The sequence below is a fragment of the Bacteroides sp. CAG:189 genome, from assembly GCF_000432295.1.
Lineage (GTDB): Bacteria > Bacteroidota > Bacteroidia > Bacteroidales > Bacteroidaceae > Bacteroides > Bacteroides salyersiae.
In genome coordinates this window covers 5820-16384 of the sequence record NZ_HF991024.1, presented here as the reverse complement: position 1 = coordinate 16384, position 10565 = coordinate 5820, and the positions used below count along the sequence as shown (strand labels likewise).

The following is a 10565-nucleotide window of genomic DNA, read 5'->3' as shown; positions in this document are numbered from 1 at the left end:
TAAGAATGCCGAGAGTGGTGCTTTTCTAAGTTTCAACTCCCATTTATTCTGAAATTCGCCGACAAAAGTAGAAAAAAACATTTTCCTTACCTTATAATATAGAGAGAATCTGTTCCTTTTTTGCAAAAAAAGACTTTTTTTAGGAGTCAGGGAAGCGGGGAGACGAGATTTTTTAGTAATGGACAAATCCCGGAATAGAGTGCAATACAGCTTTATCGTATCGGTATCGAAAAGCGTGGCGGTGCGAGGTTGGGACCGCTGCTGTTTTGTTTGTCAAAAACTGCTTCACGGAGAATTTCGTATATCAATCCGCCTACGTCCAATCCGAGTTTGAATTTCTCAAAGCGGTAGTAAGGAATCACGATCGGCACTGTTTCCCAACGCCCTCTCATAGCATTATAATAGCGCTGTGCCCCTACTTCCATACTGAATCGGTCGGACATGTCGACGGACATGGTGGCGCCGTATCGGTGGGTGCTCATCCCATAGGAGTTTCCAATATCATACGAGCCGAAGAACTTGAGGGTAACTTGATCCGAAGGATGATAGAGCAAGGCTCCCGAGGTACTGAATGCTTGTCCACTGATGTGGCTCATATTTATTTTCATAGCATTGACGCTCAGTTGTAATGCCAGTTTGGGATTTAAAACATGTTGGTAACCGAGAGAAGCGTTGTTGAAGCGTCCGATTCCCGGTAGACTTGTCTGTGTTCCGGAACCGAAGAAAGCTCCGTGGCGGAATTGTTTTATGATGCCGTCTGTTTGATAGTCTCCCCGAAAGATCGGGGAGGGATTGGTATAATAGGGCAGATAGATTTCCTTTTTCAGTGAGATTTCAGGTGGATGATTCATAGGTTTGTATGGATACGCATCGGACGGATACAAAGGATAAGTGGCTCTCTCCATAAACGGATCGGGTGGAAGAAGCTTAAATGAGGTTCGGGAGGAGGTATGTATGCTGTCGTTGATCATGTGTGTACTATCTTCCTGGGCAGAGAGCGACAGCGAAACCGAAATCAGCAGGAGAAACATGCCTAAACGGATTGAAAGACACGATATATCGGCTTTTTGTATCATATGCTTTTACCCTCCTTTGTTTTTGTGAGTTTTATGTACAAAAATAACTAAAATATTCTGAATAGCAAATAGTTAGTCTGTTTTTTGATTCTGTTGACAGGCGCTTTGTAGGGAATTTCCTTTTCGAAGAAACAGAATATGGGAATGGTACATAATAAAACACCCTTTGCTTTTGAAGTGCAGAGAGTGTTTTATCGTACCTATATTAATGAGAAAGTGATTCTGTTTAGAATTGGAAACTCAGTCCGCCTACGAAATTGATGCCTTGGGTCGGATAATCCAGGTAGTACTGATACTCCTTATTCAGTAAATTGTCTGCTTTGGCGTAGATGGAAACGCCTTTGAACAGGTTATAAGTCGCCTTTAGTCCAAGGTTACTGACAGCCGGCAGTTTGGCTCCGGTAAAGAAATAGGGTTCCGTCCGGGAGATATATTGATAGCTGATGTTCAATGACAGTGCATGGATGGGGCGCGCTTCTATCTGCAATCCGAGTTTAAACTGAGGTTTCATTAATAGGGCGTCGTTATAATTGACTGTTTCCGAATCGACGTTAGGATCGTCGGCATCCCAATGATAATAAGTAGCATCGGCAGCGAAAGAGAACAAATCCTTATAAGCATAACTGATTTGTGCTCCGGCATGGAAATTGTAACTGTCCGTTTGCCCGTAATCTGTAAATACGCCTCCCTGGCCACCGGTTATGTCACTCATGTATGGGTACAGGTTGTTTTTCAGATTCTGGTATCCACCAAATAAGTCAAACCAAAGTCCGTTCACCGGACTGGCTTTGAAACCGATACGGGCATTGACCTGTTCATACGTGTCTGTAATGGGGTGTGAGAAACAAGCGTATGGGTTTATCTGCTCCAGACGACGGAAATCGTTCAGCAATCGTCCTCCGGTTGCTCGGGCATAAAGTACATAGCTGTCTGAGAAAATGTAGGCAAGATCAATATCGGGAGAGACATAAAAACTTTTACCGTTTTTGAAAGACAGGTCTACGTTAGCTCCGATATGAAGTCGCCAACTGTCGTCATTCAGTTCATAATATGGGTTTAAGTTTACCGTGGTACGGTTGTGGAATAACGTTTCTTTGTAGCTTCCCATTTGTCGCGGATCATAAAGGAGGTTATCCATTTCTACAGCGATACTAATCAATTGTTCTTCGTTGATCATTCCCGTTACATTTCCTTTGGTGCGAACTTGGGTTTCGGTGACTCCTAATTTATTTATCGCCGGGAAGCCTTGTTGCCGGTTGTACAACAACAGATTCGTTTCTGCCTGAAATTGAAGCGGTAATGTTTCGTCGGTCGACTTTAATCCGACGTGCATATCACCGGAAGTAAACTTCTGTTTATTGAAGATGGAATACGGGCGATAGTTGAAGTTGCTCAGTCCGAAGTGTCCGGCTATGTTCAGATTCATTCGATTGAACTGGTGCAGGTAATCGATGCCTGCTCGTGTACGGTAGTAAAATGCATCCCATTCATCTGGCTTTGAAGTGCGGTAAGAAGGCATGTCCAATGTTCCCTTCATTCCTACCATGTTGAAATTCACATTCAACTTATCCCGGTCGGAAAGGCGGAAAAGGTAATTGGCATAAGCGTCCAGATTATTGTAATTACCGTATCCTAAGCGTACATATCCCGGATGGCTCGTGGCTTGTGTCTCTTTTCCCGTATAGGCCTGCATGGTTCCTGCCGGGATATTCGAAGCCGGTGTGGAACTGACAGCATATTCCACCTCTTTTTTATTAACTACGGGCTCTTCTACTTTCGGCAGAACATTCACCTTAGCGGCATCCATGATAATGGGATTGTATTCCTGCTCCACCACTACCGTGCGGTTTAGGGTAGTATCTTTTGGCTGGGTTTGTGCCTGTACTAATGAAGGGATGGCAATAAAGACCATTCCCAAGAAGATATATTGATTACGTTTCATACTTCGTTACTTATTAAGTTTTTCCAGTCTGCTTTCAATCATACTTTCGATATCGTCATTGGCATGGTAATTCTGTTGCAAGCTCAACAGGTATTGGCGTGCATCCAGTTTTTTATCCATGGCTACGTATACATCCGACAACAGGACGAAACTCCGTGCCAGCCAATAAGCATGTGGGGTGCTCCGTTCGATATAATCGAGTAGTTCTTTCTCGGCTGCTTCGTATTCTCCGGAGATGTAATATTGCTGGGCTACCAGGTATTTAGCTTCCGCACCGTAAAGGTTTCGGGTATCTTTGGCGAGTGCTTGTAAGTCGGCCAGTGCCTTTTTATCTGCCTTTTGATTCATATATGCCTTGGCACGATAGTAGAGAGCCTCGTTGCCCAATTCCGGAGTCAGTTTGGCTTCGGCCAGCAGATCGGTTGCTGCATGAATGGTTTCCGTATCATCTTTGATAAGATAGGCACAGCGCAGCATTCCTGTTTCGGCCAATAGGCGGCGGTCGGCTGTGGTTGCCTTTTCTTTCAGCATTTTATACGAAGCCAATGCATCGGCAAACTGTTGCATGTTGAATTGTACCTCTGCACGCATTACCAATGCCTCTTCCGAGAACGGATTATCCGGATATTCCAGTAACTTGCCCGAATGAAGCAGAATCATATCGTAGTTTTTCTGTTCTTTGCCGATGAGACAGAGATAATAATGGGCATTCAGACCGAAAGCCCCTTCAGGGAATGTTTGCAGGTATTTATTGAAACTGCTCTTGGCTTCTTCGATGCGGCCACGTCCATAAATCTTTTCGGCAGCAATGTAAGTCAGTGAATCCTGTTCGCTCGCATCGAAGCGGATATTGCCGGGCATGGCAGCCGCCAACGCTGCGAATTCGTCGATACGGTTCATGTCTACATAGATGGATTTGAGGTCGAGCATGGCCAGGCGGGCCTCTTCACTTCCCGGATATTTATTGATCACCTGTTTATAAGCCTCGATGGCTTGGTCGTAGTTCCCGTCCTGATAGTACAGCAATCCGATTTCGGCGGCGGCTTTTCTTCCGACCGGACTTTCGGGGTATTTGCTTAACAGATCTTTGAAAGAGGAGATGGCTTGACTGTTATTGTCCATCAGTACGTATGAACGTCCTTTTTCATAAAGGGCGCTGACTGCATAAGGGGATGAAGGGTACTTCCCGACCAAGCGGTTCAACAAGGTTATTTTTCCTGAATAATCTTTCTGTAATCCCGAAACAAGGGCAAGCTGATAGAACGAATAGTCTCCCGAAGGTGTCCCCATGTTTTCTGCCTGAGCATAATATTGCTTTGCTTCATCAAAACTGCGTTCGTTCAGGAAGCAGTCGCCGATGCGGTTGTAAGCATCCGCCAAGGCCGTTCTGTTTTCGCCTTTTTCCAGTTGTATGTATTTAAGGAACCAGTTTCGTGCTTGTGCGTAGTCTTTCTGGTGGAAAGCAGTATAGCCCAGGTTATAGTGTGCCAGTGCATACATTTCGTTGTTTGTCTGGCGCGTCAGTTGCAGGTATTCGTTGAAGTTGCGGGTGGCTTCCTGCATCCGGTTCAGCCGGTAGTAAGATTCGCCACGCCAGTAAAGGGCATCCGCCTTTATCTGTCGGTTATATTGGCCGATGGCGATAGATCGGTCGAAATACCCGATGGCCTGTTCAAAAGAAGCATTGGCAAAAGCCTGCGTACCCAGTTGGAACAGGATTCTTTGTTTGGCTTCCAGAATGCGTGCACCCGGATGTGTGATACGGTCAATCGATTTCAAAGCTGCATCGTAACTGCGGGTGTTTAGATAGACCTCCACCAGATAGTTGCTTACCATGTCGGCATAGGCAGAATTCGGGAACTCGTTTAAGAACTTCTCGAATACGGTGACCGACTCTCCGAAAGCGGAGTAGGACGTCTCATGGATACAAAGCGCGTAATTGTAGGCTGCCTGTTCTTTGATCTTCATATCGGCATTGGAGGCGGCTGCCTGCTCGAAAGCCATGCGGGCTTTATTCTTCTCGGCCAGTTGCAGATAGGCAAGTCCCATATGCAGATAAGCATTTTGCGTCAGGGCATCATTAACGGTGGTTACTTCTCCCAATGTTTCGGCGGCCTTGGAGTATACGCCTATCTGAAAATAGGAGAGTCCCAACATGTAGAGAGCGTCCCGGCGGGGAGAAGCGTCGCTTTCAAGATAGCTTTCGAATGCTTTGATGGCTTCCTGATATTTACGGAAATGATAAGAAGCGTCTCCCAAAATACGGTACATTTCGGCGGCATGTTCGTTTTGCGGATAAGCCGACAGGTAATTTTGCGCTACTATTTCCGCTTTGTCGTAGTTTTTCTTGACGATGTAAATCTCGGCTATGTAATAAGGTACCAATGCTTTGTATTTCGGGTCGTCTTGCAAAGGCAGAAATCCCGCAAGGGCCTCGTCGTAACGTTTTTGAGTATAACGGATGTATGAGATGTAGTAAGCACAATCTTTTTCATATTTTTCGCTGCTGGCTCTCAGTGTCTCAAACCAGATAGCTGCCTCTTTCAAGTTTCCTGTTTTCAAATAACAGGTAGCCAGGAGGTAGGTCATATCATCGCGTTCGGTGTTACTCAGTTGGTCGAGCCGGGAAGAGTTGAGAAGTGCCAACGCTTCGTCGTATTTCCCTTCGTAGAAATAGCAGGCCCCTAATAGTGCATAAATCCGGTTGGCATAAGGAGTGTCCGGATACTGTTCGAGATAGTCTCGAAGCAGGGTAATACTGTTTTTATCTTTCAGTTCGTAGGCCGAACATACAAGCATATACTCTGCTTCTTCGCGAAATCGGGTAGCAGGTTCCTGTTTCACAAAAGCTTTCAGGGAGGCAGTTGCCGCTGCATAATTTTTCTGTTCGAACAGGTATCTTCCTTCCTTATATAAATTGGCAGGCGAAGTGATCTTTTCGCTGGTTTGTGCCGAAGTAATGATAGGTGCACAACATATCAGGGCACATATAAATCGTGAAATTTCTCTTTTCATAATTTAGTGTTTTGGCAAAAGTACTTGTTTTTGTAGACTTTACAGCAAACAACTCTTTAGTTTTACAGGTTTTAACGTCAACGGGAAGAAAATGTTTTTGTTATCTGACAAAATATCTTTGTGAGGGGGTTGTTTCTGTAATCCGATCGGATAAGCATATAGTTGCTTAAAACCGAAGTAGAGATCTTGGAATGAAAAAGTTACTTAGAAAAATTAAACGAGTGTTTGGATTGTAATGTTTTGGTTTATAGTGATTTATTGCTTCTAATTCTAAGAGTGCAAGAGTCTGTATTTATCTGGATGAAAAGTCTATGCTTTTACTATGTAAGAGTATAGAGGTTTGTAGTGCTTAAGTGTATACTTTTGTATCACAAAGATTGGAATGTTAAATCAGAAGGTTAATAAGGTTAATGCAGATAAAGGAATAGGTGGATATTAGCGCTTCTCATTTAGGATTATACTTTATCTTAGAAACACCTCAACTGTGGGAAGAAGTTTAAGATGAAGGATAAATTTCTCATTTTTCTTTATTTGGAGAAGGGAAACTTCTGTAAAGCCGGTACAATAATAAAGAATCAAAGTAAGTTGTGGCTGAAATCGAAGAAAAAGCCGAATGAAGTTGTTATATATGTAAACTTTATCTATATTTGCACCATGAGAAAAGAAAGAGAAATATTATACTATGAGAATTATTTCATAGACTTCTTTATGTCATTAGAAGATGGCGCAAAGAAAAAAATCTCTTATGTGCTCGATATGCTTAAAACGCAAGAACGGCTTAACAAGAATTTCGTTAAGCTAATTCGTGATGGTGTTTACGAGTTGAGAGCAAGCCATAATGGAAATATTTATCGGGCTTTCTTCATCTTTGATGATGGGAATATAGTAATGCTATTCAATGGATTTCAGAAAAAGACGCAGAAAACGCCGGATAGTGAGATAGAAAAAGCATTAAAACTTAAAAATGAATATTATGCAAGCAAACCCTAAGATTGGAAGCATGGATGCCGTATTAGATAAATTGTACGGTAAGGTTGGCTCACCTGAAAGAGAGGAGTTTCGCAAAGAAGCATACTCTTACTGTGTGGGGCAGATAATCAGTAACGCGCGGAAACAAGAAAAAATGACACAATCCGAATTGGCTGAAAAAGTAGGAACTAATAAAACTTATATATCAAGAATAGAAAAGGGAGTTATAGAACCGGGGGTTGGTTTGTTTTTTCGTATTATTGATGCGCTTGGGCTTAAAATTGAAATTGTAAAACCGATCATGTAGGCAAGGGCCGGAATACTAAACTGTTACAATAGAAGTCTCTCCCCAACTCTCTCCGTGGGAGAGGGGGTATAGATACTCTTGTTTGTTAATTAGTTACAGAACTAACTTGGCTCCCTCTCCTATGGAGAGGGTTGGGGAGAGGCTTTTTCGACTTCCGAAACCCGTAATTTTGCATTGTGAAGATTGATAATGATAAATGGAAAATAAGAAGATATGAAAGTAGTTGATTTGACACATGAGAGTTTTGCCGAGAGAGTATCGGATTTTCAACAATATCCCAATGGTTGGGAATTTAAAGGCAACAGGCCTTGCATCGTTGATTTTCATGCTCCGTGGTGCATTTATTGTAAAAGATTATCCCCTGTTCTTGATGAACTGGCAGTAGAGTACGATGGTAAAATCGACTTTTATAAAGTGGACGTTGATCAAGAACCTTTGCTGGAATCAGCCTTTTCCATCCGTACCATTCCGAATCTCCTGTTTGCACCGGTAGAGGGTACCCCTTGGATGAAGTTGGGGACAATCGGAAAGCCTCAATTAAAGAAAATGCTCGACGATTTGCTGGCCGGGATTCATGAATAACTCGGAGAGTTACTGTGAATAAACATGTCCAGTCCTTTCCGGATAGAATCCAATCCGAAATCTTCCGGGTGTATTTCCATAAGAGGAACGAAGAATGCATCAGCTGCATCGTCCATAGCGGCGATGTGGCTGGTGTCTTTAACTCTGCAGAGGAAGAACATGTCCAATGTGTGAACCGGGAATCCCGAATAAACGTAAATGTTCGGTAGCGTAAACAGATAGGTCGTTTTTTCTACTTTGAGTCCTGTCTCTTCCAGTACTTCACGGGCCACTCCTTCTTCTCCGGTTTCATTCATATCAATAAATCCACCGGGGAGGTCAAGCGTGCCTTTTGCGGGGTCTTTTGCCCGGCGGCATACAAGCAATTCGTTTTTCTCATTCAAAATCAATGCAACAGTGGCGGACGAGGGATTGAAGTAGTATATAAACCCGCAATCGGCGCATTGTTTGGATTTCTCATTATGTACCTTAAAATGCTCCGAACCGCATTTCGGGCAATATCTGAATTGGGATAGAGGATGTTCCATGTCTGATAAAGATTGATTCATTACTGCTTTTTTGATGTGTATCCAACAAATACTTGTTGCAAAAGTATTTTATAAAATGGAGAAAACAAAAGAATAGGCTATAACATTTAAGGAAAGTTGATATACGCCTGTATGATGGATTTTATCTATCAAGGCATAGAATTATTCGATTGGACTTTTTTTGTTTTTCCGGTAGCCATCCCCTTATCTTTGCATCGAAATCAAAACAAGTTTAATCAATAAATAATAAGTTTAGTATGGAACCAATTCTTAATTCTCAACTTCCTGAATTCAGTGTTCAGGCTTTTCATAATGGTAGTTTTAAAACAGTGACCAACAATGATGTTAAAGGTAAATGGGCTATTTTCTTTTTCTATCCTGCCGACTTTACTTTTGTTTGTCCGACAGAGTTGGTGGACGTGGCCGAGAAATATGATCAGCTTCAGGCAATGGGTGTCGAAGTGTATTCCGTAAGTTGCGATTCGCACTTTGTACATAAGGCATGGCATGATGCTTCCGATAGTATCCGTAAAATTAAGTATCCGATGTTGGCAGACCCTACAGGCGCTTTGGCACGTGCTTTTGGTGTGTACATTGAATCGGAAGGTATGGCTTATCGTGGTACTTTCCTGATTAATCCGGAAGGTCAGATTAAAGTGGCAGAGATGCATGATAATAATATCGGTCGTGATGCAAACGAATTACTTCGTAAAGTAGAGGCTGCTCAGTTTGTGGCTACCCACGATGGAGAAGTTTGCCCTGCCAAATGGAAGAAAGGGGAAGCTACCTTGAAACCGAGTATTGATCTGGTAGGGAAGATTTAACTTCTAATTTTCACCACTATGCTTGAATCCGCACTAAAAGAACAACTGAAAGGCATATTTGCCAATTTGGAAGGTAATTTTACCTTTGATATCTATGTATCCCCTCAACATGAACATCGCAATGAGCTGGTTGAGCTGCTGACTGATGTAGCTGATTGCTCTTCTCATATCTCTTGCCGGGTGAATGAGGGAAAGAGATTGGAATTCACTTTGTTGAAAAACGACCATAAAACCGGTATTACTTTCCGGGGAGTACCTAACGGACATGAGTTCACCTCTTTACTGTTGGCAATTCTTAATCTGGATGGGAAAGGTAAAAACTTTCCTGATGAACAGGTTTGTAACCGGGTGAAGGCTTTGAAAGGGCCGATACGGTTGACTACTTATGTCTCATTGACTTGTACCAACTGTCCCGATGTTGTACAGGCACTTAATGCCATGACTACGTTGAATGAGGCCATTACCCATGAGATGGTGGATGGCGCTCTTTATCAAGATGAAGTGGAAGCTTTGAAAATTCAAGGTGTACCTTCTGTTTTTGCCGACGGCAAGCTATTGCATGTAGGACGTGGCGATTTCGGTGAACTTCTGTCTGAATTGGAAGCCCGATATGGTGTGGAGGAAAGCCGGATAGAGGCAACGGTGAAGAATTATGACGTTATTGTTGCCGGTGGAGGCCCTGCCGGAGTTTCTGCCGCCATTTATTCGGCCCGTAAAGGTTTGCGTGTTGCCATTGTTGCCGAACGTGTCGGTGGTCAGGTGAAGGAGACAGTCGGTATTGAAAATTTGATTTCTGTAGTACATACTACAGGGAATGAACTGGCTGATAACCTCAAAAGCCATCTCTTGCAGTATCCGGTTGATTTATTGGAACATCGGAAAATAGTATCAGTCGAAGTCATCGGGAAAGAAAAGGTGGTAACTACCTCTGTCGGCGAAAAGTTTTCCGCTCCTGCTTTCATCATTGCTACGGGGGCGAGTTGGCGTAAACTGAATGTTCCGGGAGAAGCTGACTATATCGGCAAAGGGGTTGCTTTCTGTCCCCATTGTGACGGCCCGTTCTATAAAGGAAAACATGTTGCGGTAGTGGGTGGTGGAAATTCCGGTATAGAAGCAGCTATCGATCTTGCCGGAATCTGTTCGAAAGTGACGGTTTTTGAATTTATGGATGAGTTGAAAGCTGATAGCGTTTTGCAGGAAAAAGCAAAAAGCCTTTCCAATGTCGAGATTTTTGTAAGTTCTCAAACGGTTGAAGTTATTGGAGACGGTGATAAGTTGACGGCTCTTCGTATAAAAGACCGTAAGACGGAGGAAGAGCGTCTG

At 43.2% G+C, this 10565-nt stretch carries 9 protein-coding genes; 5 read left to right on the top strand and 4 right to left on the bottom strand.

What is annotated here, in order from left to right; all coding sequences use genetic code 11:
- Positions 1-212: 212 nt before the first annotated feature.
- From QVP90_RS04945 to QVP90_RS04935, 3 genes are all read right to left on the bottom strand, one after another.
- Positions 213-1076 carry a hypothetical protein gene (locus tag QVP90_RS04945; protein WP_021935812.1) on the bottom strand — a complete coding sequence of 288 codons (864 nt, stop codon included), beginning with the start codon at positions 1074-1076 and terminating at the stop codon, positions 213-215.
- Between the two features lie 226 nt (positions 1077-1302).
- Positions 1303-3018 (bottom strand): hypothetical protein, encoded by a 1716-nt coding sequence (locus QVP90_RS04940; protein ID WP_021935811.1) that lies wholly within the window; start codon positions 3016-3018, stop codon positions 1303-1305.
- A gap of 6 nt (positions 3019-3024) precedes the next feature.
- Positions 3025-6033: a tetratricopeptide repeat protein gene (locus QVP90_RS04935; RefSeq protein ID WP_021935810.1), complete on the bottom strand. Its 3009-nt coding sequence runs from the start codon at positions 6031-6033 to the stop codon at positions 3025-3027.
- Between the two features lie 654 nt (positions 6034-6687).
- On the opposite strand from QVP90_RS04935, the gene QVP90_RS04930 reads away from it, so the two are divergent.
- The 3 genes from QVP90_RS04930 (at position 6688) to QVP90_RS04920 (ending at position 7891) form a co-directional block, all read left to right on the top strand.
- Complete coding sequence (locus QVP90_RS04930) at positions 6688-7023, top strand: type II toxin-antitoxin system RelE/ParE family toxin (RefSeq protein ID WP_264380944.1); 336 nt, start codon at positions 6688-6690, stop codon at positions 7021-7023.
- A complete protein-coding gene (locus tag QVP90_RS04925; RefSeq protein ID WP_005928638.1) occupies positions 7007-7309 on the top strand; it encodes a helix-turn-helix domain-containing protein in 303 nt (100 codons plus the stop codon). Before QVP90_RS04930 ends, QVP90_RS04925 begins: the two co-directional genes overlap by 17 nt.
- A gap of 213 nt (positions 7310-7522) precedes the next feature.
- On the top strand, positions 7523-7891 hold the full coding sequence (locus QVP90_RS04920; protein WP_005928642.1) for a thioredoxin family protein: 369 nt from the start codon (positions 7523-7525) through the stop codon (positions 7889-7891).
- Here the strand turns inward: QVP90_RS04920 and QVP90_RS04915 are convergent.
- On the bottom strand, positions 7882-8418 hold the full coding sequence (locus tag QVP90_RS04915) for an NUDIX domain-containing protein (protein WP_025819231.1): 537 nt from the start codon (positions 8416-8418) through the stop codon (positions 7882-7884). The genes QVP90_RS04920 and QVP90_RS04915 overlap by 10 nt on opposite strands.
- A gap of 257 nt (positions 8419-8675) precedes the next feature.
- On the opposite strand from QVP90_RS04915, the gene ahpC reads away from it, so the two are divergent.
- Positions 8676-9242, top strand: coding sequence for an alkyl hydroperoxide reductase subunit C (ahpC, locus tag QVP90_RS04910; protein ID WP_005928647.1), 567 nt, complete (start codon positions 8676-8678; stop codon positions 9240-9242).
- Positions 9243-9260: 18 nt separating this feature from the next.
- Positions 9261-10565, top strand: a 1305-nt coding sequence (gene ahpF / locus QVP90_RS04905; protein WP_288203959.1) for an alkyl hydroperoxide reductase subunit F, incomplete at its 3' end; no start/stop codon positions are given.